We start from the raw sequence: 24,808 nt of genomic DNA, 5'->3' as shown, positions 1-24,808 counted from the left end.
AATGGTCGAAACAAAAACCACAAAGATAAGCGAAAAAAAATTATCAAAACTGATTGGATTATTGAAAAATGGCGATAGTTTTGAAAAAGAAAAGGCAATGGAGGGTCTGCTGGCTTTCCCAACAAAAAAAGTAGTTGAGCAAACCGCCCAACTGTTGCAGAAAAGTGAAACCAACGTTCGCATGGTCGCTGTGGAGATATTGAAAAAAATTGGATACTGCAGTCTGGAGACCGTTACTGACCTGCTTTATGATGAAAATGAGGATATAAGGGTTTATGCATGTGAAATATTGGGTAGTATTAATGATAAGCGTTCCATACCTTATCTTATTAAAAAGCTTCATGAGGATAACGAAAATGTAAGGAATACCGTATGTATTGCCCTTGGTGAGATTAATGACGAGCAGGCTGTTGATGCGCTTCTTGATGCGCTGAATGATGACGACTGGATAAAATTTTCAGCCATATACAGCCTTGGAAGAATCGGAAGCAAGAGGGCTATCGTACCTCTTCTTGACGTATTTGAGCATGGTGAAGAAGAGGTATCTTTTGTTGCATGTGAGGTATTGGTAGATCTGGGGGGCGAAGAGATACTGGATGAGATTCTTGAAATCTTAAAAAAATGGGACAGGAAGAAGAGGGGGGACTGTATAAAAATTATTCTTGAAAAGGAAAATGAATATATCTTTCAAACTTTAAAAGAAAAAATAGGCGATGAGTTGTTTGAACATTTTTTAAATGTGATAGAATCTGAGGATAAAAAATCATTGAACAACTTGAAATTATTAGCTAATTTCAAGAATAGCATTTCCTGTGAAACGATTCTCAATTCATTTAAAGACGTAGATCCGAATGAAGATGAATATTATGAAAAATTGTTGCTTTTTGCAGAATTGAAAGAGGTATGGGAAGATAATATCGAAGAATTTATGGATAAAGATGAGGAATATGTGTTGCCTTTTATTAAGGTCAGCGGAATAGAAAAAATTAAGATAGCCGAAGATGTGTTACTAAAAAAATATCTTGCATCATCTATAGATGTGAAGAGGGAGATTGTTAAAAACCTCCCTGCTATTATCGATGGCAGAGGGCTTTCAATAATAAGGGAGGCTGTTGCCGACCCGGACGGCCATATAATAGGTGATGCCATGATGGTTATCAGCAGCATGGAAATAATGGAGATGAAGGACGAAATAATAAAGATCGTAAAGAAAGGGTTTTTTGACGTGAGAATAAAGGCGTTGAAAGCCTTGATAAAGCTTGATTTGAATAGTGTGCTCGAAATTATAGATCAATTTGTAAACAACGGCACTAATGAAGATAAAAAACTCTATTTATCTGTTGCCTCTCTTCTGAGCAGCAATCAAAACTTTCCTTTTACTGAAAAGCTTTTACATGACCCGGATGCAACTATAGGAAAGGCTACTGTCAGTGTGATTGGTCAATTTTTAGACAATGAAAGATATATGGATCTCTTTAAGAAACTATTGATGGGTAAAGATATTCCACATGAAGCATTGAAGGTTATAAAGGACAAGAAATTGAGTCTTTTTAAGGATAGGTTGGTAGAAATATTTATTAATGTAAATAGCGGTTTGTGGACAAGATATTATGCTTTATTGGCCCTTGGTGTTTTTGAAATCCCGTCTTTATTTGAAATATTTTTACAAGGTCTTAGTGATAACGCCAGTCTGATAAAGATCGGGAGTCTGAAAGCGCTTTCCGACCTCAACGATAAGAGGGCGCTTCCTTATATAAGACCTTTTGTGCAGAGTCAGGATGAAGATGTAAGATCTACCGCAGAATATGTATTGGAAAGATTTGAAACCTTTTAAAGGGAAAGGTGCATAATGACGAAAGAAGAGTTTCTGCAACTGAGAGATTACATATATGAAAAAACAGGCATCTTTTTCGCGGAGAACAAGATGTATCTTCTTGAAAGCAGGCTTGCAAACAGATTGAGCGAGCTTGGATTCAGCACATTTGAAGATTACTATTATTTTTTAAAGTATGGAGGAGAAAAAGTAAACAGCGAGATGAGTAATCTCTATGATGTAGTTACTACGAATGAGACAAGTTTTTTTCGTAATCCACCACAATTGGATGCATTCAAGGTCATTGTACAGAAGAACTATCTAAACGGAACCCCATTAACATCGCCGTTAAAAATCTGGAGTGCGGCATGTTCAACAGGCGAGGAGCCGTATACGCTGGCAATAATGTTAATGGAAATGATGGATACCACAAAGAAGAACATCCCTTTCCTGATATACGCAACGGATATAAGCGCAAAGGTACTGGAGTCGGCAAAGAAGGCTGTTTTTGGTCCTTATAGTGTAAGAAACATGAATGAGACTATAAGGAAGAAGTATTTTATTGAAGACAAAGGTTCCCAAAGGCTAATGGATAGTGTTAAGAAAAATGTAAGATTTGACCATATGAATTTGGTTGACGCCGACTCTTACCGAAAATATAAGTATTTTGATGTAATTTTTTGCCGTAATGTCCTTATTTACTTTGACGAGAAGGTAAAGAAAAAGGTCATTGATTCTATGTACGAGTCGCTGAAGCCGGGTGGATTTTTAACCATAGGCCATGCCGAATCACTGCACAATCTGTCGAGGGCATTTAAGCCTTTAATGTTCCCCGGATCAATTGCTTATCAGAGAGGATAGATTATGAAAAAAATATTAATTGTTGACGATTCACCAACCATCAGGAAGTTGATCAACTATATTCTTAGGAAAAAGGATTATTTGATAACAGAGGCGGAAGATGGCATAGATGCTATGGAGAAACTGATTGATTCAAAAGTGGATTTAGTCATAGCAGATCTTAACATGCCCAATATGGACGGCATAGAGCTGGTTAAGAGCCTACGGAATAATTATTACCATCTTGATACGCCCATAATAATGCTTACTACTACCAAAGATGAAAAATTAAGGCAAGGTGCTTTTGATGCCGGGGTTAATTTATTTCTCAATAAGCCCATACAGCCCAATATTTTGTTATATAAAGTAAAAAGTCTTTTAGAAGGGGGAGAATAATGGCAGACCAATCGTTAGAAAATGATGAAATGCGTGAAATTATAAACGATTTTATTGTAGAGTCAAGCGAATTAATCGAAAAAGTGATCCAGGATATAGTTACTATTGAAGAAAACCCTGATGATGAAGTTGTCAACGGTATTTTCAGGGCTGTCCATACGGTGAAAGGGACTTCAAGCTTCCTGGGTTTTAACGCACTTACCGGACTTGCTCATAAAGGTGAAGATCTGCTTGGTATGGTGCGAAAAGGAGAGATTAAAATCAACAAAGAAATAGCGGATATTCTGCTTGAAGCTTTAGATCTGATGAGGTCTATGATGGAAAGCATAAAGGAAACAGGCGTTGATGAAGGAGACGCGTCATCGATCATAAAAGAATTGGAACGTCTAAGCAGGGTTGAGACGAAGAAACTTGGTGAGATTCTTGTCGAGGAAAAAGTTCTTACAAAAGGTGAGCTTGAAGAGGTTCTTGAAAAACAGAAGGTTTCGCAGGATAAAAAACTCGGTGAAATGGTCGTTGAAGAAAAGCTTATCACCGAAGGGCAGTTGAACAATATTTTGACAAAGCAGAAGGTACACAGGGATGACCAAACAGTCAGGATAGATGTTAAAAAACTGGATGAATTGATGAATCTGGTCGGTGAGCTTGTTCTCGGGAAAAACAGACTTATCATGGTGAATGGCCTTGCAAAGCGAGGTTCAGAAAATAATGGTGTTATGGATAACCTCGAAGAAGTAACGAATTACATAGAAGTAATTACAAATGACCTGCAGCTTTCCATTATGAAGGCAAGGCTGGTCCCAATGAGCAAAGTATTCAATAAAGTTCCGAGGATGGTAAGGGATCTCTGCAATGAATTTAAAAAAGATATAGGATTGAAGATAAGCGGTGAAGAAACAGAGCTCGACAGGTCATTAATAGAATCATTACACGATCCTTTGATACATATTATCAGAAACTCTGTTGATCATGGTGTTGAAACGCCAGAAGAGCGCAGACATGCCGGCAAGGAAGAAAAGGGACAGCTTTCGATAAGCGCCTACAACGAAGGCAACCATGTAATTATTGATATATTTGACGATGGTAAGGGGATAAATTTGCAGGCTGTAAAGGAAAAGGTAAAAGAAAAAGGGCTTATGGGTGAGACCGAGATAAACAATTTGTCTGATAAAGATGTCATGAATCTTATATTTATTCCAGGCCTCAGCACTGCGAAGAAATTAAGTAAAGTCTCAGGCAGGGGTGTTGGCATGGATGTTGTAAAGACAAATATAGAGAAAATGAATGGTCAGGTATATATAGACTCAGAGCAGGGCAAATGGACAAGACTTATAATTAAACTGCCGCTTACCCTTGCTATCATGAGGGCTTTAATAGTGAAGATAGCAGAAGAATTTTTCGCTATCCCTTTAAGTAACGTCATTGAACTTGTTAAGCTAAAGGAGGGGTTGACAAAATCGGTCGATAAGAATGAGGTATTAATGCTCAGGGACAGTATCGTTCCTATTCTGGATATGTCGAAGGTGTTTTTGTCTGAAAGCAGTAACGGTCGTGGCGGTTATCTTGTAATCTGCAGGATCGGCGATAAGACTATAGGCGTCAAGGTCCAGTCTGTTATCGGACAAGAAGAAGTGGTCATTAAACCCCTCGGGGAATATATGGGAAATGTGAACGGTGTCGGTGGGGCAACGATAAGAGGCGACGGCAAGGTCATTTTAATTCTGGATATACCTGCCATGATAAACAACAACAGCTTGCAGGGTATGCATAGAAAGTAATATAAGCTTTGAGCATAGAGTTTATATTCACCTTATGACCAAGCTTTTTTGAGGGGGCAAAAAGCAGCAATCCCAAGCAGCAATCCAATGGTTATTTCCGGCGGAGGTTATGACTTTATTCTTTATTATCGATTTGTTCAAATTCCATGATAGCTTTGGTTTCGGCCGCCAGTATATCTTTAATATCGAGCTTGTATTTGTTGAGGATATCTTGAATTTTGTTTAATTCCTCTTTTTCGAAAATTTCTGTAATATACAATAAATCTCCTAAAAAGCCCTCCTTTTTTGCCAGTGCATCGTAGATTTCATTTGACAGATTAAGATCGGATATTACGTCGTTTAAGGGTATCCCCAGCAAGACACCAGTTAGAGACAATATGCCTGTAATAAAGGCGCTGTCTCCTTTAGCCCTGCTTTTTGTTATGTTGTTTGCGATAGATTCCATTATCAGCCCGCGTATTGTGGCTCTTTCAAGAAGTGGATTTGATTTTATATCTGCTGACTCCGTGGCAAAAAGCATAAGAGCAACCCACTTTTGCAAATTATGATATCCAAGCATCATGATCGCCTGCCGGATAGAATCTATTTTTTGCATGAGGTAAAAACCGGCGGAGTTCATGAATTTTAACAATTTGATATCTAATTGGGGATTTTTCTTAAACTGCCGTTCAATAATGCCAATGTCTTCTTCCTTTGATAAACCGTTGAATAACTCAAACAGAACCAATTGGGAAGGGGATATTGTTTTTCCCGTCACGATAGTTGGTTTTGCAAAAAAGTATCCTTGAAAAAGTTCAAAGCCGAGGCCGTAGCAGTATTTATAGTCTTCTTTTGTTTCCACCTTTTCAGCTAATAGTCTTACAGGATGTTTTTTTAAGAGCTTGACGATGTTCTCCAGGTCTTTTTTTTCGTACATCAATATATCAAGCTTTACATAGTCTGCTATATTTAGGAGTGGCAAATAGGAATCATTATATATAAAATCATCAAGTGCAAAGCAGTATCCTTTTTTCTTTAGATTACTGCAAAGTTCTATTAATATTGTATTTATTTCAACATGTTCGAGAAGTTCCAGCACGGTATTTTCTTTGGGTAACAATTCGGTAAATCCGCCTGAAAGCATTTCATAATTTACGTTTATAAAACCTTTTTTATTACCTACCAGATTGTTGAATCCGATATTGTTTAAGGCGTTAACCATTACGGACGCGGTTGCCATGGAATGATCCGTGACGTTTGCAACCAGACTTGAGGCATTTCTGAAGAGAAGCTCATAACCGAAAATAGTTTCACTTTTGTTTAATATCGGCTGTCTGCCTATAAAAACCTGTTCCATACCTTAGCTTGTTACACCTTTAAAGAATTTATTTGTTGTACGGTTTATATTATAACAGAATTTTTCCATATTTAATGTATCAATAACCAGTCGTTGCATATATTTTTATCGGAAGATTATAAACAAACTTTAACACAAGAGGAAAAATAAAATATGGAAAATATCTTAAGTTTTGCAAAAATACTCCGATTATATGAAAAAAGGAGGAGGTAACATATGAACGAAGACAGAATATTGCAGCTTGTAACTTTTAAATTGGAAAATGAGGAATTTGGGGTCGATATTTTAAAAGTGCAGGAAATAAACAAGATGATGAATATTACCAAGATACCGAATGCACCTTTTTTTATAGAGGGTGTAATCAATCTCCGCGGGAAAATTATTCCTATTGTTGATCTTAGAAAGAAGCTGGGTTTTGAAAGCAAGACTTATGATAAGGCGACAAGAATTATAGTGATTGAGTTGGACGGACTTGTGCTCGGGTTTATTGTTGATTCTGTATCCGAGGTCTTGAGAATACCAAGTAACACGATAGAACCGGCTCCGTCGGTAATCGGAGGCGTTGAATCAGATTATATTGAAGGTGTAGGCAAACTTGACGACAGGCTATTAATTTTACTTGAACTTAAGAAAATTTTTGTGGGCGCAGAGAGGGCGGAAATTGAAATGGCAAGCTTCAATTAACATAGACAAAGTTAAGCCTGGCATAATTATTGCTTCATGGGTTATTTATGGGCGAAATGTTTGATATTAATCTGCTTTCTCAGGTCCAGGGATTGGATAAAAAATTTTCTATCTCCAAAGAACAGCCCCGTTTGAAAATAAAAGTCACTGATGACAATAAACATAAGGGTAGACACTATAATGACAGAAGGACTATGAAAAATACCGATAATTATATAAATAATGATGATAATTTTTCAGGAGAAGATAAAGACAATCATGCCGGCATAGACATAACTGTATGAAAAATTTGCCTATGTAGGGAAAAATTTTCCTATTTACAATGTTATAATTAGCCGTTAACTGTCAATTTTTATTCATACCAAATAATTTATTACCTAATTTGTAGAGGTTTATATTGCCTCTCCTTTTTTACGACCCGTAGGCTGGCGCCCCTGCCCGTGGTTCCTCACCCTTTTGCTAACTGTGTTTGTCGGACGTATTCCAATGGGCTTAATTGTGGGAATACCTGGTGGCACAGTGTTTGCATCGAAATAATTATGAGGCAAATATGCTAAAAGGAATATTCAGCACACTTTCAGGCAAGTTTTTAACTGAGAGAAGAATGGAAATAGTTTCAAATAATATTGCCAATGCTTTGACACCCGGTTACAAGACATCGCGTCCTGTGTTTAATGTTGAAAAAAGTGAAGGTGCTCTGGGAAACAGCAATGAAATACAAAATACATATATCAATGTTCTTGACTCATATATCCATTTTTCTGACGCCCCGCTTGTTGAAAGCGGGAATAAGCTAGACATTGGAATTGAGGGGGATGGTTTTTTTGTTGTTTCTACAAAGGATGGGCAAATGTACACAAGAAACGGTCAATTTGCCATCAATAAAGAGAAAAAACTTGTCACCCTTGACGGTATGGCTGTTATCGGGCAGTCGGGAGAGATATCCATGGAAGGAACAGACATTAAAATAGAAGGTGACGGTTCAATTTTTATTGACAAGAGATTTGTTGATAAATTGAAAATCGCAGGTTTTAAAGAAAAGAAGGATTTGCGTAATTATGGAAACAGTCTTTTTATTAACAGTAATAAGAACAATATTGAGACTACGCCCGAAGCGTATACGGTTAAGCAAGGTTTTTATGAGACATCAAACGTTAATGTTATGCAAGAAATGATAGAGATGATGTCTACATTGCGTGCATATGAGTCTTACAGTAAGGTGGATCAATTTTTTAGTGACATGATGAGCAAATTGGTAAACATAGGAAGATAATAGGAGGTACAGTATGATAAGAGCTCTTTGGACTGCAGGAACAGGCATGAATGTTCAGCAGGTAAACCTGGATGTTATTTCAAACAACATAGCAAACGTCAACACGAATGGTTACAAGAGGAGCCGGGCTGATTTTCAGGACCTTATGTACCAAACCATGAGATTGCAGGGCACAAAATCTGAGGGAGGCAATCAAATCCCAACAGGTATTCAGATCGGGCATGGCGCAAAACTGGCAGCAGTTCAGAAGGTGTTTATCCAGGGCGACTTTCAGGAAACGCAGAATGAGCTTGATGTAGCAGTTGAAGGTAATGGTTTTTTACAGATTGTTATGCCGTCAGGCGAAAAAGCATACACAAGGGCAGGTTCATTTAAAAGAGATTCTGACGGGAAGATAGTTACATCAGACGGGTATTCATTGGAACCGAACATTACTGTACCTAATAATACGGTTTCAATGTCTATCAAATCGGATGGAACAGTTTCAGCAAAAGTTTCGAATCAATCCGACCCCCAGCAGATTGGAAAGATTGAATTGGCAAATTTTCCAAATCCCACAGGACTGAAATCGATGGGAAAGAGTTTGTTTATGCAAACGGACGCAAGTGGAGCAGCAACTACTTCAAAACCCGGTGAGAACGGGTCTGGCACATTGTTGCAAGGTTTTCTTGAGATGTCAAATGTGAATGTTATGCAGGAGATGATAAACCTTATTGTCGGTCAGAGGGCATACGAAGTAAATTCCAAGGCTATACAGGCAGCCGATGAGATGCTTCAGATGGCAAACAATGTAAGGAGATAACATCAGTGAAAAGTGAAACGCTAAATGTAAAAAGTGAGAAACAGAGGAGAATGAAAATAAAATTTATTCTGTGTTTATTGTTATTCACTATTCACTATTCACTATTCACTGTCTCTGTCGTTTTTGCAACAGAGTCGTCAATGGTGGAATTGAAATTAAAGGATTTCATAAGAAAGTTTTACAGTGAAAGGGAAGATATTTATATAAAATTAAATCCATTACCAAGTTCTTTGCAAGATAAGCATAGGGTTAAGCACATCGATTTCGTTAGAATACCGGATTTAAATGGTGACGGGCTATGTCTGGTAGAGATTGATGAAAAAAACGGCAGGACAAGAAATTTGTATGTCTCATTCAAAGTATCAAACAAAAAGAAAATGTTTATTTTAAAGCAGAACACAAAGAGAGGCGATGTTGTGCGTCCTGACGATATTTCTGTTAAGGAAACATATATGAACGGAAATAGTGGGGCTGACTATCCGTCAAGAATGGAAGATGTAGTCGGCAAAGCATTGAAAAGAGATATGCCTGCAGGCACTGTTATTACATGTCAGTCTTTAGAGGATTCTTTTGTTATCCAGAGAGGTGACACTGTCAACATTGTGGCGGAGAATAAGAAACTTTTGCTTCAGGCAAAGGGAAGAACGCTTGAAAGAGGGAAAATCGGAGATATTATCAGGGTGAAAAATTTGACATCCGATAAAGAAATTGTTGGCAGGGTTGCCGGTAGCAGTACTGTAAAGGTTGACCTATAATGGAGGCAATATGAAATTAAGTAATTTCAAATTTCAAATTGTCCAGTTTTTAGCTGGATTGAACCATACGGATTTCGGATTTATTAATATAAAAATGTTTGGTATGGGCCTGTCGATGTTTTTAGTCTTGTTTGGCTGTGCAGGTACTGAATACACATCACGGATCAGAAATGAACCTTTTAATATTGAAAACGTATTCAGACAGGCACCATCACAGCAAGTTCAGACAGAGAATAAAAGTGGAACCATATGGCCCGGCAGCCGCAGTACGAATACATTTTTTTCAGATGAGAGGGCGATCAGGGTTGGTGATATTATAACTGTAAGCATTATAGAGGTAACTGCATCGAAAGAGCAGGCTACTACTGATCTGAAAAGAACAGGTGCTAATGTGGGTCTTGGCGTACCAAACTTTTTTGGTTTAGAAACAAACAAAATTCCTTCAAGCATCAATCCTGCAAGTATGGTGACTGCGACAGTTAAGAATGATTTTTCAGGTGATGGTGCAACTACCCGTGACGGCAGCATAAAGGCAACTATAGCTGCAAAAGTTGTTGAGGTAATGCCAAACGGTAATCTTGCAATTGAAGGGAAAAGGGAGATTTCGTTAAACAATGAGCGAAAGGAAATATTGTTTCAGGGAATAGTAAGGCCGAAAGACATAGCCGCCAATAATTCAGTCTTATCAACCCAGGTTGCTGATGCCAAAGTTATTCTGACAGGTGTCGGCGTGATTGGAGAGAAACAGTCTCCAGGATGGCTTGCGAGGATTTTTGATGTTGTATGGCCATTCTAAAACGTAGTGATGAGTGAAAAGTTTATGATAACAGAAGACAGGATGAAGAATTCAAAATTCAAAATTCAAAATGCAAAATTGTTTTTAAGCTGCCTTCTGTCTACCACTTGCTGCTTGCTGTTACTCCTTGTATTGACAGTGCAACCGTCCGATGCTGCCCGCATAAAAGAGCTCGGTTATATAAATGGCGTAAGGGCAAATCAGTTGATAGGCTATGGGCTTGTAGTCGGGTTGAATGGAACAGGAGATAAATCGGCTACGATTTTTACAAATCAATCGCTCGCGAATATGCTTGAAAAAATGGGGGTTAAGATAGACCCAACTGCTACCAAAGTTAATAATATCGCTGCTGTAATGGTAATGGCAGACCTGCCGCCGTTCAGCAAGGTCGGCAACAAAGTGGATGCTGTTGTATCCTCTATAGGAGACTCGAAGAGTTTGGAAGGGGGAGTTCTCCTTATTACGCAACTTAAGGGGGCGGACGGTGAGGTCTATGCTGTGGCTCAGGGGCCTATGGTTGTAGGAGGTTTTTCTGCCTCAGGCCAGGGCGCAAGTGTACAAAAAAACCACCCGACAGTGGGAAGGATTGCAAACGGTGTTTCGATAGAAAAGGAGATCGGTTATGAATATGTTAAAACAGAGTCCATTATAATTTCGTTAAAAACTCCCGATTTTACAAATGCAAGGAGAATTGAGGAACGGATAAATACTGTTTTTCAAGATTCTTCATATGCCAAGGATGGCGGCACAATCAACGTAACAATACCTGATAATTTAAAGGCAAATCCCGTAAAATTCCTTTCAATTATAGAAAATCTGGATATAAAACCTGATGCCCTGGCAAAGATTGTAGTTGATGAAAAAACAGGCACGATTGTGATCGGTGAGAATGTGAGAATTTCAACTGTGGCAATATCTCACGGCAATATCAGCATTCAAATAAAAGAGGACGAAAAGGTCAGTCAACCGTTGCCTTTCGCGCCTGTCGGTGCCCAGACTGTTAGAACGCCTGATACAAAAATAAAAGTGGAGGAAGAAAAAGGACGTTTTGTCGTAATGGAGGCGGGCATCTCCATAAAAGAACTGGTTAACGCACTCAATGCCATCGGTGTTTCAACAAGGGATGTAATAGTGATACTTCTGGCCATTAAAGCAGCAGGCGCTTTACATGCAGAGTTGGAAGTAATATGAAAAAAGTGCATAGTTCACGGTTCACAGTTTATGGTTTGAAATCTAAAATCCAAAATCTAAAATGGGGTTAAATTTATGAGTGATGGGATAAAAATGAATTTACCGACTGCTGTGCAAAGTTCTTCATTTACAGGATATGGTTCACGGGTTATCAACCGTGAGTCCCAGAATAAGGAGCTAAATATTGAGAAAGTGGCACAGGATTTTGAATCATTTTTGATTTTTACCATGATGAAAGAGCTCGGAAAAACAACGCAAAGCTCCAAAAAAAGCTATATGGAGCAGACTTATATGTCTATTATGTATGAAAAAATGGGAGATTATCTTTCCAAAAAGGGATTGGGAATTAAAGATATGCTTATTAAATATGCAGAAGACAGAAATATTAAAGTTTTAAAAGAAAAGGGCGATAATGTTGTTAAGTAAAAAAGGAGGTATTTTATGAAAATATTGAACGATAAGAACGTCAGTTTACTTGATAATCTTATCAAAGCTCCTAACAACAGGCCCTTGAAAGAAAACACAACTACCGGAAATGGTAACAGTGATATGTCCGACAAAGTTGAGTTGTCGAGCAGAAAGCAGGAGATTGAGACGATTAAGGAAAAGGTTATGGCATTGCCTGTTATCAGGCAGGAGAAGGTAGATCAGATCAGAGAGGCTATTAAAGCGGAGACATATAATGTAAAGGGCGAGCTTGTGGCAAGAAGTATGCTCAAAAGCCACCTTTTGGATGAGATTTTTTAATTATGGACAGCCACCAGATAGTATTTGAGATAACTCATAAAGAATTGATTATACTAAAGGACTTTTTAAAGGTTCTCAGGGAGGAAAGAGACGCTATAATTTCCTTTTCTCTTGAAGGGATTATCAGAGAAAATAACAGAAAAGAAGAACTGTTGAAAAAGATTGAATACCTCGAAAATGAGAAAGAAAAAATGCTGAAGGAGATCACCGATCAGGACTCGATATTCAATAGTGAAAGATGGACGTCCCTGTCAAGCGATATAAGGCAGACAATGAAAGAAATCAATGTTGCTCTGGGAAAAAATATGAAACTATTGTCGTTTTCGATGGATCATGTGAGGTCATCTATTGAGAACGTTGTGGGTTTTATAAATAAAGCAACTTACGGAAGAAAACAGCAGATAATATCTTTCTTTCCTTCGAGGGAAATATAGATGAGCATATCCTCCATACTCAATATTGCCAAAACCGCTATGATAGCGACGCAGACATCGCTTCAGGTCACGTCGAACAATATAGCAAACGTAGATACCGATGGGTATACAAGACAAGAGGTGATTTTAGGGGAAGCCCGATCCATACTGACGGAGAATGGCGCGCTCGGCAGCGGTGTAAGCGCGAATGGTGTCATTCAGCATTACAATAAGTATTTAGAGAAGGCAATCGCAAGCAAAAACAGCGACCTGGAAGGGCAAAAGACCCTTCAGGGTTATTTTGGGAGGATCGAGGCACTCCTCGAGGAGAGTAGTTCAAATCTTTCCTCAAACATAGATGATTTTTTTAACGGATGGCAGGAGTTATCTACGGACCCTACAAGCGTTTCCGCAAGAACAACTGTTGCTGCGGCAGGGGAGAATCTTTCGCGTGGTATACGGAACCTATATGGCGATTTGAAGGGTTTGCAGATGGAATTGGACAGCACAATAGGCAGCGAAATCAATCATATTAACGGAATGCTGTCTTCCATCGCAGATTTGAACCAGCAGATATTCGAGAGCTCGAGCAACAGCACTGACGGTGCACCGGATCTGCTCGACAAAAGAGCAGAACTGTTCAAAGAACTCTCCGGCGAGATAGATGTCACATCCATTGAGGATAAATACGGAAGGTTGACCGTATCAACAGGTAACGGTGGCAATACCCTCGTTGATGGAAATAAATACTGGAATTTGAAAACAATTGACGATGAGGCTACAGGTTTTAACAGGATAGCCTGGGAAGACCAGTCGGGAAACCTTACCGATATAACCGATAGAATTAAAAGCGGAAAATTGAAGGCATTGGTGGATATGCGGGATAAGCATATAGGGAATGGTTTTTTGAACGATGTAGACGAACTGGCCAAGTCAATAATAACGGAAACAAATACGATTCATGAGACCGGCTATAACTTGAACGGCACCACCGGTATTTCCTTCTTTTCGGATATTACGGGAAACTATGCAAAGAACATAGATGTGAACGATCAGATAAAGGATGATGTGAAAAATATTGCTGCCGCCTCTTCAACCCTTAATTCTACGGATAATGATATAGTTTTGAGCATCGCCGCTCTGGTTGACAAAAAGGTGACAATCAACGGAAGCAGTTCGACCTTTTCCGACTATGTGTCCGCCATGGAGAACAAGATCGGTGAACTTGCGAAGAATGCAAAAGCGCTTTCAGAGTACCAGCAAAGCACTATGGATGCCTTGGTGAGTCAGAGAGAGAGCATTTCTGGAGTTTCGGTAGACGAGGAGATGATGAACCTGCTGAAATTTCAGCACGCCTATCAAGCCGCTGCCAAACTTTACAATGTTGCTGATCAGCTTTTTCAGGCCCTAATAGGGATGGTATCAAGATAATATGAGAGTGACAAACAAACTCAGATCGGATGTTTCCAAAAATCAACTCATCAGCCTGAACGAGAAGATTACCGTTCTTCAGGAACAGATATCTTCATCAAAGAAGATACTGCACCCTTCCGACGATCCGGTCATATATGGGCGGAATGTCCAGATGACCTCGGAAAAGAACATGAATACCCAGTATAAAAGGAACCTTGACCGGCTCAGTACTTTTGCAGGGACCTACGAAACGGTATTCGGCAGTATGAAAGATCTTTTGAGCACGGCAAAACAGTTGGCCGTAACTCAGAGTTCGGACCAGATGGATGCAACCAGCAGAAAGACTGCAGCCGTACAGATAGAAGGCATCATAGAGAATCTTGTAACCCTGGGTAATACAAAGGTGGGAAATACCTATGCATTCGGGGGAAAGAGATCTGATACGGCCGCCTTTGTGCTGGATGAGACAGACTATTCCGTCGCCTTCCATGGGTCCGATAATGTTCCGGAGGTTTATGTTGATGGAAGCACAAAAGAGAAGCTGGGCATGTCAGGGAAGAGCGCTTTTTATGACGGAAATACCGTGAGTGTTTTTGGCGCGTTAAAGGAGCTGAAGGACGCGCTTGAAAATAACGATGGAGACGCAATAAGGACCGCCATGGGTAGTATCAACAAAGCGCTGGATTTGACTGCGAACAATGTGGCCTACATCGGGACTTACTCCAGCACGATAACGACGCTGACAACGCAAAACTCAACAAAGGGAGACCTGTTGACGACTACAATGTCCGATATGGTAGATGCTGACATGATCCAGTTGGTGGTTGAATTTAATACGCTCTCCAACGCTTATCAGGCGGCAACCTCCAGTTTGTCAACAATAATGAAGTTGAGTATTTTAAATTACATGTAATAAGAGGTTGAATGCTTGTTCTTTCAAGAAAGAAGAATGAAAGTATAGTAATCAAAGGCGATGGCGGTGATATCAGAATAGTTGTTGTTGAGATCGATAAGGGAAAAGTCAGGCTTGGCATAGATGCGCCCAGGGGATATCCAATAGTCAGAGAAGAGCTTGTCCGTGAGATCAAAAATGCCAACAGGCTGTCGGCTTTCGATAACCTCGAAACCATAAGGAAACTTATAGAGGATGAAAATGAGTGAGACCCGGCTTAAAGGGAAGATTATCGGATTTGAGGAGCATGAAGAGTATACGATGGAAAGCGTATTCGGGGAGATATCCCCCTTTCGTCTGCTGTCATGTTTGGAGGCTTCACTCTCATTTGTAGTGGTAAGCCCTTATCATATACTTGAAGATTATAGCTTTGAACTGGAAGAAAACGTTTTAAAAACCCTTGAAGTGGACGGAAATGCAATAGAAAATGTAGCGGTCCTTTGTATTGTAAGGCCAGATAATCACATCCTGTATGTAAATCTGAGGTCACCCCTTATTGTCAACACGAAGAGCGGTTTTTTTACGCAGATTATCCTTCAGGATGAATCCTACGCGGTGTCCGTTCCCATCGTTGCAAAAAAAAGATAGATAGCACATGTCAAAATATCCCACCCTCTCTGTCTGTATGATAGTAAAAAATGAGGAGGAGAATCTCCCTGTGGCGCTTGCCTCCGTAAGGGGTGTTGCTGATGAGTTGATTGTTGTTGATACGGGATCAAAAGATAGAACCGTGGAGATAGCCAGGAGGTTTGGGGCAAAGGTATTTCACTTCGACTGGTGTGATGATTTTTCCGCAGCGAGGAACGAATCCCTCAGGCACGCCACTAAGGATTATATTATGTGGCTTGACGGCGATGATGAATTTCAATCGAATCATCCGGGTGAACTGAGAGAAGTCCTGAAAATGCATCGCGGAAAGGCTTTCCATTTTCTGGTGCAACTGCTTTTTGAAAACCGCAAGGATGAGTATTATCAGGTACGTCTGTTCCCCAGGAGAAAGGATATCTTGTTCGAAGGGAGGGTGCATGAGCAGCCCAACTATTCTTTGAGAAGATCCGGCATACCGACCCTCACCACCCAACTCCGAATAGTGCATCATGGTTATAACAGCCCGGATAATATTGTACAGAAGCTTGAGAGAAACCTCAAAATACTGGAGGCGGAACAGGCTGAAAAGAAAGGGGATATTATCGTAAGGTTTTTTCGGGCCAGGACCAATATGGGACTCCACAGGGTCAAAGAGTCTGAGACGCTCTACAAAGAGATTATTGAGGATGCAAAAAAGGACAGGTTCTTCAGAACTACTGAATACTGGCGGATGTCTTATCTGGATCTGATCAATGTGCTGGCTGCCCAATGCAGTTACGGGGACGCAAAAACCTATATAGCGGATTTGAAAAACAACTTCGGCGCAGACTTTTTTAGCTATTATTTTCTGGGCAATGTCCTCATGCGCGAAGGAAATTATCCTGACGCCCTGAAAGAGTTGGCGGCTGCCGAGAGGGCCGACATTGAAATGGGTATCTTCCCTGTAAACAAGCCCCAGATGCTCGCAGAGCTCCACGCTCATGCAGGATTCTGCTGTGCCAAGGAAGGGCAGCGACTCGATGCAATAGAGTATGCCACAAAGGCGCTCAAAGAATGTGGAACCGATCCGCATCTGCTCGATTCAATATCCGATACGTTCATGATACTGAGGGACCCGGAGAGTCTGACCACTGTACTCTCCAAAATGGCGCCTGGAACCGGGAAGTATCACTACAAGAAAGGGATGTATCATATTTACCGGGGGCATATGGCCGATGCCGCCTCCGAGCTTGAGACAGCCTTAATGTTGGGTCAAAAGACGAGAAACTGTCTGTCGGCCCTCATGCTCTGTTATGAAGAGCTTCGCCTCCTCGATAAGGCCACAGCCCTGGCGTCAGAATGGAGGCCTGTTTTTGACAGCGACAGTGAACTTTCAAAACGGCTGCTCACGATCTACATAGATACGTGCCGATACGAAGAGGCATCAGGGTTGCTGGATAGGCTAAATGGTCAGAAAGATATCGAGATGAAGGCTGCTGACATATATATTGCAGCCCTGAAAGAAGATTGGGAAAAGATGCTGGCATGCTCCCTGGACCTTTTTCAGGCCTTGGCGCTGGACAAGGAGCCGTCCCTGGAGGATATCATCAGGTTGGGCCAGGAGCTTCTTCAAAAAAATGAAAAGAAAGCTGCCCTTTATATGCAACAGAGCATAGGTTTATTTGCTGCTAAATCCCCCTCTTGATTAAATTCTTAAAATTTTACTTAAGATTTGAGATCTGTCGCCGATAATATATTCATAAGGGACAGACAACAACAAAGGGAGGTGAAAAGGTTCCTCATCCAAGTCCCTCAAAAAAATATGGCATGATGCCAAAACAAAAAAACAAGGAGGTTTATCATGGCTTTTAGAGTTGCAACAAACACCGCTGCGATCAGTACACAGAAATACTTATCAGCAAATCAGGCTACGCAAGACAAGGCTCTCCAGAGACTCTCTTCAGGTACCAAGGTGGCTTCGTCAAAAGATGACGCTGCCGGCGCGGCAATCTCTTTTAAACTGAACGTGAAAGCTGCATCCCTGGCAAAAGGCATTGATAACGGCAACCAGGATATCGGCATGCTGCAGACTTCAGAAAGTGCTATGAATACAGTGAGCAACATCCTCTTGCGGTTGAAAGAGCTCGCAACCCAGGCTTCATCATCGAATACCGTAGACAGGGACAAGCTCGAAATAGAATCGAACAAACTCGAAACGGCACTCGACAACATCAATACTTCCACCAAGTACGGCGATCAGGATGTCTTCGGCAATTTCGTCTTTACCTTCCAGTTGGGCGACACAAACAGCTCATCTGAGCAGGTAACCTTCAGCCAGAACTATGTTAGTGCGGCATCCGTTGGCTCCACAGCCTTAAACGGCACTGGCATAAGCTTGGCCAACGTTGCCAGCGCCCAGGCATATATCACGGCTGTGGACGTTGCCATTGGGTCGATCAATTCAAATAAGGCAACCATCGGCGCCACCATGAACCAGATCCAGTTCCAGGTCGATAACATGACATCCATGTATGAGAACACAAAATCTGCAAACTCGACCATCACGGATGCCGACTTTGCCGCAGAGATGGCCGATATGACCAAGGGCCAGATACTGCAGCAGTCAGGCATATCGATGTTGTCTCAGGCCAACCAGGCGCCACAGATGATACTATCCCTGTTGAAAGGATAAAGACTGATGATATGCTGCCCCCCTCCCGCAAGGGGGGCAGCCAAAAAAGGTATGTGATGCCATGAATGTAGATATTTCGAAACATATTTCCGGCGTTAAGACGCAAATCACTTCCTCGAGTGACAAGCAGGCAACGAAGGACATCCGGGCGCCACATAGAAACGAAGAGGTTGCAAAGATTGCGGAAAAGGTGAAGCAGGAAGCACTGTCTGCCAAGAATGTAAGGATGAACTATGATTCTGATATTGACAGGGTCGTTATAACGGTTGTTGACAGCCAGAGCCAGGAGGTCGTACGGCAGATCCCGTGGGCCGACTCAATAACTTTTATGAAAAGATTTCAGCAGATCATAGAATGGACAACGAATAAGAGGGTGTAATCATATGGCCGATAGCACAACCATAAGCAGCACTACTACGAGCCCTACCAGCAACACTACGAGTACTACCAGCAACACTAAGAGCGCTACCAGCACCGGCAAAGGCTTTTCCGGCGTCGGGGTGATAAGCGGCATAGACTGGGAGACTCTTGTCGAGAAGACGATTGACGCCAAGAAAACTGCTATGGAGGCCCCTTATACAAGGAGCAAAACAGACTATCAGAACAAGCTTACCGCCTGGCAGTCATTTAATACGTCCCTTTCTGCTATGACCACGCTGATAAACGATAAGGATAAGTTCAACTCCGATGACGGCTACAAGCTTTTTTATTCCTCTCTTTACTGTACGAATTCGGAGGTGAAGACTGCTGATGTGATGAACGTCACTGTAGGAACTGCGGCAGGTCCAGGTACATATTCTGTGGAGGTCTCTGCCCTTGCAAAGGCTGAAAAGATAAACTCCGATGTATTTACCTCAAAAAATACGGCCCTGGGTGTTGCAGGCGATCTCGTGGTAAACAACAAGGCCGTCAGCATACTCGCCACCGACACTCTCGCCGGGGTGATGACCAAGATAAACAGTGTAGGCTCCGGTGTTACAGCGGCAATCATCGGTGTTTCCGATACCGAATACCGGCTTACCCTCCAGTCGGACGCAGAAGGTGCAGCAGGCATGTCACTGAAAAATGGGGACGTTTCGACTGTGCTGGAACAGCTCACACTCCACACAGGCACGGAACAGCTTGCCCATGCCTCCGGTTCTGACGTTTTGAGTGACACATACAGGGACAGTACAAACGAGGCCGACACGCCTGACAAAACGATCAGCACACTCCTTGGCCTCAATAATCCCCAGTCGGGCACGGTGACGATAAAGGGAAAGACCTACACGATCAACCTTTCCACCGCTACGCTCAATTCAATCACCGCTGCCATAAATGCGGATGCTCCTTCGGGGACCGTGGCATCTGTGGTGAGCGTCACTGACAATGACTATGTGACGACCTACAAGCTGAAGCTTACGAACGTGGGCCTGTCGGACCTGACCGATCAGAACAATGTACTGGAGACGCTCGGCATACTTGAGGGGACGAGAAAGAATACAATTACCGTAGGCCAGGATGCCTCCCTGAAAGTAGACGGCTTTGCTATAACATCCCACTCAAATGCGGTGACAAGTGCAATAGAAGGGGTAACTCTCAACCTGGCGGGTACGACCGCCACTGCCACGCCCATACAGGTCAAAATCTTAGCAGACAACGATACGCTAATCGATAAACTTACCACGTATATCGGGGGTATCAGTGATATACTTACTGCCATAAAAAATCAGAATACATACAGCGCCACCGATTCCAAGGCCCTGCTCGGCGATGTAAATCTCTCCGTGATCAAAGACAACATTACCAATGCGCTGTTTGCCGAGACAAGCAGCAATACTCTTTACAAAAACCTTTCCTCTGCGGGCATAACCTTTGCGAGCGACGGCACGATAAGCATGGACACCGATGCCCTCAAAAAAGCCCTCTTAAACAACAGGACGGATGTGGTGAACCTCCTCAAGAATTTCGGCACCTCTCTGAATGACAAGATGAATGTCTATGTAGACCCTTATACGGGGACCCTGAAGGATATTACAGAGTCGATTCAGAACGAGATAACAAGCCTCGATGACAGACTCGCAGAAATGGATCAGCAATTTGAACGACAGGCTGACCTGATGCGAAACAGATACAATGCCCTTGAGTCCCTTATCAGCAAATCGAATAGCTTAAAGACGTTCTTGTCTGATACATCTGATGCCAGGAAACAGACCTGGTAATTATCTAAGAGAGAATAGATGAACCCATACGAAGCCTACCGCAATGTTGAGAGAAGCGTAGATGTGGATGACAAGCCGAAGGTATTGCTCAAGGTTTATCAAATTCTTTTGGAGAAGTTTGAGATTGTAAGACATGCCATAGAAAATCAGAACTATCTGTTGAAGGACCGTGAGCTGTCAAAAATCACGACAGCGATTGAAATCCTTGACAATTCACTTGATAGGTCTTACGGAGAGATACCGAAAAATCTTTCCAGCCTCTATATTTACCTCCTCAGGCGATTGAGAAGCGTACAAATTACCCTTGATATAAAATCGCTTGAAGAGTGTAGATCCTTGCTGACAAAGATTAGTGAAGGGTTTGAAATGGCTTATGAAAACGAGAGACATAAACGGTTTTCCTCGGAGAATAAGATTAAGACAAGTTCCGGAATGATCTGAAAGAAACCGATAGTAGGATATTTTCAAAACTTTTATAGAAGCTGATCGATTCAAAATAATATTGTCAAATTATTGTCATGCCTCGCCGCTTGAGCTGTCATTATTTTCATAATCCACAAGATGTGATACAAAATCAGGGCTGAATTTGCATTTCTGGATCCCGGCTTTCGCCCCCGGATCAGGTCCGGGGAATTACCCGCAGTGATTTAATATACAGCAGGAAGGATTTATTGGCATTTGCAAACAGAATAAGCACCCATGAAGTCTTTGCATAGTATATATTTATATTTTGGCATGATACTTGCTAATTATATTTCATATCCTGATTGTATGGAGGCAGCATGAAAGTGGTTATTCTGGCTGGCGGCATGGGTACGCGCATCAGTGAAGAGTCGCACTTAAAGCCGAAACCCATGATTGAAATTGGTGATCGACCGATTCTCTGGCACATAATGAAGATTTATTCTCACTATGGCTACAATGATTTTATTATATGTCTTGGATACAAGGGCAATGCAGTTAAGGAATTCTTTCTAAATTATCTCGTTTATGAGTCGGATGTAACCTTCAATTTCCGAAACGGGAGAGAGATGTTCACTCACCAGCACTCTGCGGAAAAATGGACCGTCACTTTGGTGGATACTGGTTTATCAACAATGACCGGGGGCAGAGTCAAGCGTGTGCAAAAATATGTGGGTAATGAGCCTTTTATGTTGACTTACGGCGATGGCCTGTCAGATGTGAATATCGATGAATTAATAAAATTCCATAAATCTCACGGGAAGTATGTCACGGTTACCGCGGCTCAGCCGCTCGGCAGGTTTGGGGCATTAAATATCTCCGACTCCGATGTAGTGGAGGGATTCAGGGAAAAACCAAGAGGTGACGACAGTTGGATCAACGGTGGATTTTTTGTGATGCAACCTGAGGTTTTTGATTATCTTAGCGAAGACAGCGTTAATCTCGAACTGGATTCCCTGCAAAGGATATCGGCAGATCAGCAGTTCATGGCCTACCGGCACCGCGGCTTCTGGCAGCCCTTGGATATGATGCGTGATAAGGCGCTATTGGAAGAACTTTGGAGCAAAGACAATGCCCCCTGGAAAATTTGGGATTGAGGCAAGGTAATTGATAGAACATACCTTTTGGAAAAATAAACGGGTTCTTATTACCGGACATTCAGGTTTCAAAGGCTCCTGGCTTGCCTTATGGCTGAAAGAGCTTGGGGCAGATGTCATCGGGTTTTCTCTTGATCCTCCGTCTCAACCAAATCATTTTCAATTGATAAAACTTGATATGCCCTCTATTGAGGGGGATATACGGGATATAAACGCAATACACTCCGCTCTGCACAATCACAAACCGGAGATTGTTTTCCATCTTGCAGCACAAGCCCTGGTAAGATATTCGTACAAAAATCCCACAGAGACATTTGAAACAAATGTGATGGGAACAGCAAACCTGCTTGAGACATGCCGGAAAACAAGCTCCGTGAGGGCAATTGTAAATATCACCAGCGACAAGTGCTACGAGAACAGAGAATGGGTTTGGGGATATCGGGAAAATGATCCTGTGGGCGGCCATGATCCATACAGCGCCTCCAAAGGGTGCGCTGAAATCGTCACCTCAAGTTATCGCAATTCCTTCTTCAATCTCAATGATTATGGCAAAAACCACAATATCCTCTTGGCAAGTGCCCGGGCAGGTAATGTCATCGGCGGCGGCGATTGGGCGGATGATAGACTAATACCGGATATTATGAGGGCTATCAGCAAGAACGAAAAAGTCCCTATAAGAAATCCAAAAGCAACCCGTCCGTGGCAGCACGTCCTTGAGCCCTTGAGCGGATACCTGCTCCTCGGCCAGAAACTAATAGAGGGCCGGAAAGAATTTGCCGAAGCATGGAACTTCGGCCCCTTCGAAGAGGAGAATATAACAGTCGGCGAAATCGTAAAGCAGGTAGAAAGGGTTTGGCCAAAGATTGATTATGAAATAAATCAAACACCCGATCAGCCGCACGAAGCAGGCATGCTCCGGCTCGACTGCTCTAAAGCCCGAGCAAAATTAAAATGGGTGCCGGTCTGGAAGGGAATGGATGCCATTGCGAAAACCACCCTTTGGTATAAAGCCTTTTATGAATCTAACAAAATATTAAGCGACGAACATCTCAATCATTATCTGGAGGACGCGAAAAGCAAGCACATCGCATGGGTTGAAGAATGAAATTCACCGAAACCAGACTCAACGGGGCTTTTATCATCACGCCTGATCTCATTGAAGACGAGCGGGGTTTCTTTACCCGGGTTTTCTGCTGGCGCGAATTTGAAGACCATGGTTTAAATCCCAATATAGTCCAGTGCAACATCTCCTTCAATAAAACAAAAGGCACGTTGCGAGGTATGCATTATCAAGACAATCCCCATGCCGAAGTAAAACTTGTCCGATGTACCATGGGCGCCATTTACGATGTCATTGTCGATCTGCGTCCCCAATCGTCAACGTTCAAGAAATGGTTCTCGGCTGAGCTATCTGAAAAAAATCATCAGTTGCTTTATATCCCGGAAGGTTTCGCCCACGGCTACCAGACCATGGTGCAACAGACAGAGGTCTTATATCAAGTCTCCGCCTTCTATCACCCGGCAAGCGAGCAGGGTGTCCGATGGAATGACCCGGCATTTAAAATTGAATGGCCACTTCCGGTTATGGTCGTCTCTAAGAAGGATGCATCCTATCCGGATTGGGAGGCAAAGCGATGAGAGTATTCGTAACCGGCGCTTCCGGCTTTATCGGCGCTCATATCATAAGAGCCCTGCTGCTCAGAAACCATCAGGTCACCGTCCTATCCATACCGGATGATCCTATGACCAGCTTGCAGCCGATGTATACACAAATTGATACGATCGCCGGAACGCTTGAGGATGCTGCTCTTTTGGAGAAATCCATTAACAGGTTCCAACCGGAAGCCTGCATCCATCTAGCCTGGTATGCCGAACCAGGCAAATATCTCGATTCGATGCAAAATATCCAATCGCTTGCGTCGAGCCTATCTCTCTTCCAAACACTCATCAAAGCAGGATGCCGTCAAATTGTCGCTGCGGGAACCTGCTTTGAATACGATATGAACTTCGGCTATCTTCACGAAGACACACCCGCTCGTCCGACAAGCCTGTATGCGGCAGCAAAACTCTCCTGTTGCCTTTTGGGCAGCCAGTTAGCTACGCAGGCCAAAATTTCTTTTGCCTGGGGTCGGGTATTTTATCCTTACGGGCCGCAGGAGGATCAAAGGCGGCTGGTGCCGGCAGCTATTAAGGCCTTAAAGCAGGGCATCCCTTTCCCGGCCAGCCCCGGAGATCAAGTCCGGGATTACATACATGTTGCTGATGTTGCCACAGCCTTTTGCACTTTAATGGAAAAACAGGCTGACGGCGTATTTAATATTTCAACTGGGTCACCCGTGTCAATCCGTCAATTGCTGGAAATGCTCGGCAAACTGATGAACCGCAGTGATTTAATAAAGTTGGGCGCACTGCCCTACCGTAACTGGGAGCCACCGTTCATTTGCGGGGATAATGCACGGTTGCGGAATTTGGGGTGGAGATATTGTTTTTCACTTGAAGAGGGATTGTTGGAAACCATACAACAGTGTAACTGTTCAATAGATCTCTCGTCAAAATCATCATTTGTGCCTTTAGAAGACTGAGATACTATGCAACATCAG

Annotated in this window: 28 protein-coding genes; 27 read left to right on the top strand and 1 reads right to left on the bottom strand. The window is 42.1% G+C overall.

Annotation, left to right across the window (positions count from 1 at the left end):
- The first annotated feature begins 1 nt into the window (after position 1).
- The 4 genes from NT178_13275 to NT178_13260 are packed head-to-tail and all read left to right on the top strand — an operon-like array spanning position 2 to position 4,827.
- Positions 2-1,834: a HEAT repeat domain-containing protein gene (locus NT178_13275; GenBank protein MCX5813495.1), complete on the top strand. Its 1,833-nt coding sequence runs from the start codon at positions 2-4 to the stop codon at positions 1,832-1,834.
- 15 nt (positions 1,835-1,849) lie between these two features.
- The gene (locus tag NT178_13270) at positions 1,850-2,674 is read left to right on the top strand and encodes a protein-glutamate O-methyltransferase CheR (GenBank protein ID MCX5813494.1); all 825 of its coding nucleotides are present in this window, start codon (positions 1,850-1,852) and stop codon (positions 2,672-2,674) included.
- A gap of 3 nt (positions 2,675-2,677) precedes the next feature.
- Entirely contained in the window at positions 2,678-3,049 is a 372-nt protein-coding gene (locus tag NT178_13265; GenBank protein MCX5813493.1) for a response regulator, read from the top strand.
- Complete coding sequence (locus NT178_13260; protein ID MCX5813492.1) at positions 3,049-4,827, top strand: chemotaxis protein CheA; 1,779 nt, start codon at positions 3,049-3,051, stop codon at positions 4,825-4,827. The genes NT178_13265 and NT178_13260 overlap by 1 nt, the downstream gene beginning before the upstream one ends.
- 115 nt (positions 4,828-4,942) lie before the next feature.
- Here NT178_13260 and NT178_13255 read toward each other — a convergent pair whose 3' ends face one another.
- On the bottom strand, positions 4,943-6,163 hold the full coding sequence (locus NT178_13255; protein MCX5813491.1) for an HDOD domain-containing protein: 1,221 nt from the start codon (positions 6,161-6,163) through the stop codon (positions 4,943-4,945).
- A gap of 216 nt (positions 6,164-6,379) precedes the next feature.
- On the opposite strand from NT178_13255, the gene NT178_13250 reads away from it, so the two are divergent.
- The 23 genes from NT178_13250 (at position 6,380) to NT178_13140 (ending at position 24,790) form a co-directional block, all read left to right on the top strand.
- Complete coding sequence (locus NT178_13250; GenBank protein MCX5813490.1) at positions 6,380-6,847, top strand: chemotaxis protein CheW; 468 nt, start codon at positions 6,380-6,382, stop codon at positions 6,845-6,847.
- Positions 6,848-6,894: 47 nt separating this feature from the next.
- Positions 6,895-7,131, top strand: coding sequence for a hypothetical protein (locus tag NT178_13245; GenBank protein MCX5813489.1), 237 nt, complete (start codon positions 6,895-6,897; stop codon positions 7,129-7,131).
- A 266-nt stretch (positions 7,132-7,397) separates the two neighbouring features.
- Entirely contained in the window at positions 7,398-8,120 is a 723-nt protein-coding gene (locus NT178_13240; GenBank protein ID MCX5813488.1) for a flagellar hook-basal body protein, read from the top strand.
- Between the two features lie 13 nt (positions 8,121-8,133).
- A complete protein-coding gene (gene flgG, locus NT178_13235) occupies positions 8,134-8,922 on the top strand; it encodes a flagellar basal-body rod protein FlgG (GenBank protein ID MCX5813487.1) in 789 nt (262 codons plus the stop codon).
- A 5-nt stretch (positions 8,923-8,927) separates the two neighbouring features.
- Entirely contained in the window at positions 8,928-9,677 is a 750-nt protein-coding gene (flgA, locus tag NT178_13230) for a flagellar basal body P-ring formation chaperone FlgA (GenBank protein MCX5813486.1), read from the top strand.
- 10 nt (positions 9,678-9,687) lie between these two features.
- Positions 9,688-10,473, top strand: a complete 786-nt coding sequence (locus NT178_13225; protein MCX5813485.1) for a flagellar basal body L-ring protein FlgH — start codon at positions 9,688-9,690, stop codon at positions 10,471-10,473.
- A 9-nt stretch (positions 10,474-10,482) separates the two neighbouring features.
- Positions 10,483-11,664: a flagellar basal body P-ring protein FlgI gene (locus NT178_13220; protein MCX5813484.1), complete on the top strand. Its 1,182-nt coding sequence runs from the start codon at positions 10,483-10,485 to the stop codon at positions 11,662-11,664.
- A 75-nt stretch (positions 11,665-11,739) separates the two neighbouring features.
- A complete protein-coding gene (locus NT178_13215; protein ID MCX5813483.1) occupies positions 11,740-12,090 on the top strand; it encodes a hypothetical protein in 351 nt (116 codons plus the stop codon).
- Positions 12,091-12,105: 15 nt separating this feature from the next.
- Entirely contained in the window at positions 12,106-12,411 is a 306-nt protein-coding gene (gene flgM, locus NT178_13210; GenBank protein MCX5813482.1) for a flagellar biosynthesis anti-sigma factor FlgM, read from the top strand.
- A 2-nt stretch (positions 12,412-12,413) separates the two neighbouring features.
- Positions 12,414-12,845 (top strand): flagellar export chaperone FlgN, encoded by a 432-nt coding sequence (gene flgN / locus NT178_13205; protein MCX5813481.1) that lies wholly within the window; start codon positions 12,414-12,416, stop codon positions 12,843-12,845.
- Positions 12,846-14,255, top strand: coding sequence for a flagellar hook-associated protein FlgK (flgK, locus tag NT178_13200; protein ID MCX5813480.1), 1,410 nt, complete (start codon positions 12,846-12,848; stop codon positions 14,253-14,255).
- Position 14,256: 1 nt separating this feature from the next.
- Positions 14,257-15,150, top strand: coding sequence for a flagellar hook-associated protein FlgL (gene flgL / locus NT178_13195; protein MCX5813479.1), 894 nt, complete (start codon positions 14,257-14,259; stop codon positions 15,148-15,150).
- 11 nt (positions 15,151-15,161) lie between these two features.
- Positions 15,162-15,398 (top strand): carbon storage regulator, encoded by a 237-nt coding sequence (locus NT178_13190; protein MCX5813478.1) that lies wholly within the window; start codon positions 15,162-15,164, stop codon positions 15,396-15,398.
- Positions 15,391-15,777 (top strand): flagellar assembly protein FliW, encoded by a 387-nt coding sequence (locus tag NT178_13185; protein MCX5813477.1) that lies wholly within the window; start codon positions 15,391-15,393, stop codon positions 15,775-15,777. Before NT178_13190 ends, NT178_13185 begins: the two co-directional genes overlap by 8 nt.
- Positions 15,778-15,784: 7 nt before the next feature.
- Positions 15,785-17,461: a glycosyltransferase gene (locus NT178_13180; protein ID MCX5813476.1), complete on the top strand. Its 1,677-nt coding sequence runs from the start codon at positions 15,785-15,787 to the stop codon at positions 17,459-17,461.
- Positions 17,462-17,617: 156 nt separating this feature from the next.
- The gene (locus NT178_13175; GenBank protein ID MCX5813475.1) at positions 17,618-18,448 is read left to right on the top strand and encodes a flagellin; all 831 of its coding nucleotides are present in this window, start codon (positions 17,618-17,620) and stop codon (positions 18,446-18,448) included.
- A gap of 61 nt (positions 18,449-18,509) precedes the next feature.
- Entirely contained in the window at positions 18,510-18,827 is a 318-nt protein-coding gene (locus NT178_13170) for a flagellar protein FlaG (GenBank protein ID MCX5813474.1), read from the top strand.
- Positions 18,828-18,831: 4 nt separating this feature from the next.
- Positions 18,832-20,649 carry a flagellar filament capping protein FliD gene (gene fliD, locus NT178_13165; protein ID MCX5813473.1) on the top strand — a complete coding sequence of 606 codons (1,818 nt, stop codon included), beginning with the start codon at positions 18,832-18,834 and terminating at the stop codon, positions 20,647-20,649.
- A gap of 18 nt (positions 20,650-20,667) precedes the next feature.
- On the top strand, positions 20,668-21,090 hold the full coding sequence (locus tag NT178_13160) for a flagellar protein FliS (GenBank protein ID MCX5813472.1): 423 nt from the start codon (positions 20,668-20,670) through the stop codon (positions 21,088-21,090).
- 341 nt (positions 21,091-21,431) lie between these two features.
- Positions 21,432-22,208, top strand: a complete 777-nt coding sequence (rfbF, locus tag NT178_13155; protein ID MCX5813471.1) for a glucose-1-phosphate cytidylyltransferase — start codon at positions 21,432-21,434, stop codon at positions 22,206-22,208.
- A 13-nt stretch (positions 22,209-22,221) separates the two neighbouring features.
- Positions 22,222-23,313 carry a CDP-glucose 4,6-dehydratase gene (gene rfbG / locus NT178_13150; protein ID MCX5813470.1) on the top strand — a complete coding sequence of 364 codons (1,092 nt, stop codon included), beginning with the start codon at positions 22,222-22,224 and terminating at the stop codon, positions 23,311-23,313.
- Entirely contained in the window at positions 23,310-23,846 is a 537-nt protein-coding gene (gene rfbC / locus NT178_13145; protein ID MCX5813469.1) for a dTDP-4-dehydrorhamnose 3,5-epimerase, read from the top strand. The genes rfbG and rfbC overlap by 4 nt, the downstream gene beginning before the upstream one ends.
- Positions 23,843-24,790, top strand: coding sequence for an NAD(P)-dependent oxidoreductase (locus NT178_13140; GenBank protein MCX5813468.1), 948 nt, complete (start codon positions 23,843-23,845; stop codon positions 24,788-24,790). The genes rfbC and NT178_13140 overlap by 4 nt, the downstream gene beginning before the upstream one ends.
- Positions 24,791-24,808 lie beyond the last annotated feature (18 nt).

The sequence above is a fragment of the Pseudomonadota bacterium genome (assembly GCA_026388255.1).
Lineage (GTDB): Bacteria > Desulfobacterota > Syntrophorhabdia > Syntrophorhabdales > Syntrophorhabdaceae > JAPLKB01.
The sequence above is the reverse complement of the archived record's forward strand: the minus strand, read 5'-3'. Positions and strand labels throughout refer to the sequence as shown.

What these genes read in the sequence shown, in the direction of transcription:
- NT178_13275 (MCX5813495.1), top strand. Translation starts at nt 2, where the DNA reads ATGGTCGAAACAAAAACCACAAAGATAAGCGAAAAAAAATTATCAAAA.
- NT178_13270 (MCX5813494.1), top strand. Translation starts at nt 1,850, where the DNA reads ATGACGAAAGAAGAGTTTCTGCAACTGAGAGATTACATATATGAAAAA.
- NT178_13265 (MCX5813493.1), top strand. Translation starts at nt 2,678, where the DNA reads ATGAAAAAAATATTAATTGTTGACGATTCACCAACCATCAGGAAGTTG.
- NT178_13260 (MCX5813492.1), top strand. Translation starts at nt 3,049, where the DNA reads ATGGCAGACCAATCGTTAGAAAATGATGAAATGCGTGAAATTATAAAC.
- NT178_13255 (MCX5813491.1), bottom strand. Translation starts at nt 6,163, where the DNA reads ATGGAACAGGTTTTTATAGGCAGACAGCCGATATTAAACAAAAGTGAA.
- NT178_13250 (MCX5813490.1), top strand. Translation starts at nt 6,380, where the DNA reads ATGAACGAAGACAGAATATTGCAGCTTGTAACTTTTAAATTGGAAAAT.
- NT178_13245 (MCX5813489.1), top strand. Translation starts at nt 6,895, where the DNA reads ATGGGCGAAATGTTTGATATTAATCTGCTTTCTCAGGTCCAGGGATTG.
- NT178_13240 (MCX5813488.1), top strand. Translation starts at nt 7,398, where the DNA reads ATGCTAAAAGGAATATTCAGCACACTTTCAGGCAAGTTTTTAACTGAG.
- flgG (MCX5813487.1), top strand. Translation starts at nt 8,134, where the DNA reads ATGATAAGAGCTCTTTGGACTGCAGGAACAGGCATGAATGTTCAGCAG.
- NT178_13225 (MCX5813485.1), top strand. Translation starts at nt 9,688, where the DNA reads ATGAAATTAAGTAATTTCAAATTTCAAATTGTCCAGTTTTTAGCTGGA.
- NT178_13220 (MCX5813484.1), top strand. Translation starts at nt 10,483, where the DNA reads ATGAGTGAAAAGTTTATGATAACAGAAGACAGGATGAAGAATTCAAAA.
- NT178_13215 (MCX5813483.1), top strand. Translation starts at nt 11,740, where the DNA reads ATGAGTGATGGGATAAAAATGAATTTACCGACTGCTGTGCAAAGTTCT.
- flgM (MCX5813482.1), top strand. Translation starts at nt 12,106, where the DNA reads ATGAAAATATTGAACGATAAGAACGTCAGTTTACTTGATAATCTTATC.
- flgN (MCX5813481.1), top strand. Translation starts at nt 12,414, where the DNA reads ATGGACAGCCACCAGATAGTATTTGAGATAACTCATAAAGAATTGATT.
- flgK (MCX5813480.1), top strand. Translation starts at nt 12,846, where the DNA reads ATGAGCATATCCTCCATACTCAATATTGCCAAAACCGCTATGATAGCG.
- flgL (MCX5813479.1), top strand. Translation starts at nt 14,257, where the DNA reads ATGAGAGTGACAAACAAACTCAGATCGGATGTTTCCAAAAATCAACTC.
- NT178_13190 (MCX5813478.1), top strand. Translation starts at nt 15,162, where the DNA reads ATGCTTGTTCTTTCAAGAAAGAAGAATGAAAGTATAGTAATCAAAGGC.
- NT178_13185 (MCX5813477.1), top strand. Translation starts at nt 15,391, where the DNA reads ATGAGTGAGACCCGGCTTAAAGGGAAGATTATCGGATTTGAGGAGCAT.
- NT178_13180 (MCX5813476.1), top strand. Translation starts at nt 15,785, where the DNA reads ATGTCAAAATATCCCACCCTCTCTGTCTGTATGATAGTAAAAAATGAG.
- NT178_13175 (MCX5813475.1), top strand. Translation starts at nt 17,618, where the DNA reads ATGGCTTTTAGAGTTGCAACAAACACCGCTGCGATCAGTACACAGAAA.
- NT178_13170 (MCX5813474.1), top strand. Translation starts at nt 18,510, where the DNA reads ATGAATGTAGATATTTCGAAACATATTTCCGGCGTTAAGACGCAAATC.
- fliD (MCX5813473.1), top strand. Translation starts at nt 18,832, where the DNA reads ATGGCCGATAGCACAACCATAAGCAGCACTACTACGAGCCCTACCAGC.
- NT178_13160 (MCX5813472.1), top strand. Translation starts at nt 20,668, where the DNA reads ATGAACCCATACGAAGCCTACCGCAATGTTGAGAGAAGCGTAGATGTG.
- rfbF (MCX5813471.1), top strand. Translation starts at nt 21,432, where the DNA reads ATGAAAGTGGTTATTCTGGCTGGCGGCATGGGTACGCGCATCAGTGAA.
- rfbC (MCX5813469.1), top strand. Translation starts at nt 23,310, where the DNA reads ATGAAATTCACCGAAACCAGACTCAACGGGGCTTTTATCATCACGCCT.
- NT178_13140 (MCX5813468.1), top strand. Translation starts at nt 23,843, where the DNA reads ATGAGAGTATTCGTAACCGGCGCTTCCGGCTTTATCGGCGCTCATATC.